The following is a 426-nucleotide window of genomic DNA, read 5'->3' on the forward strand; positions in this document are numbered from 1 at the left end:
TCTGCATCTTGCCGAGCACCACGCAACGGTTTTCCCACATAGCGTCGCCTTTGCTCGTTTCTACAGCAGCAAGGCGCTGCATGGAATGCCACCGGGCGCGGCTCGGATCTATGACTTTCGCATCGCGGTCGATTGGCGTCAGGTAGGTACCTGCGAACAGCGCTTCCCGACCAAAAATCCCCAGCGCCTCCAAGAACACCGCATGACCAATAACCATGACTTCTCGCACATCAGCCGCGGGAATCCCGCCACTGATCATGTGGGCCCATTGAGGCAGATGTTTTCCGCACTCCTCCAGGAATTGACGAACCAATCCCTCGATCCCATGCAGGCGTGTTTCGTCGACCAGGCCGATGGTTCGCTCGCTGACACCGGTGAGCAGGGTAACGAACTTTTTGAACGCCACCAGGCTCCATAGCTTGTACG

Annotated in this window: 1 protein-coding gene; it reads right to left on the reverse strand. The window is 57.5% G+C overall.

All coding sequences use genetic code 11. The features are described 5' to 3' along the window. A partial coding sequence (locus MM817_RS16530) for a DNA sulfur modification protein DndB (protein ID WP_241717159.1) occupies nt 1-426 on the reverse strand: 426 nt, incomplete at both ends.

This window comes from Sulfoacidibacillus ferrooxidans, assembly GCF_022606465.1.
Lineage (GTDB): Bacteria > Bacillota > Bacilli > Alicyclobacillales > SLC66 > Sulfoacidibacillus > Sulfoacidibacillus ferrooxidans.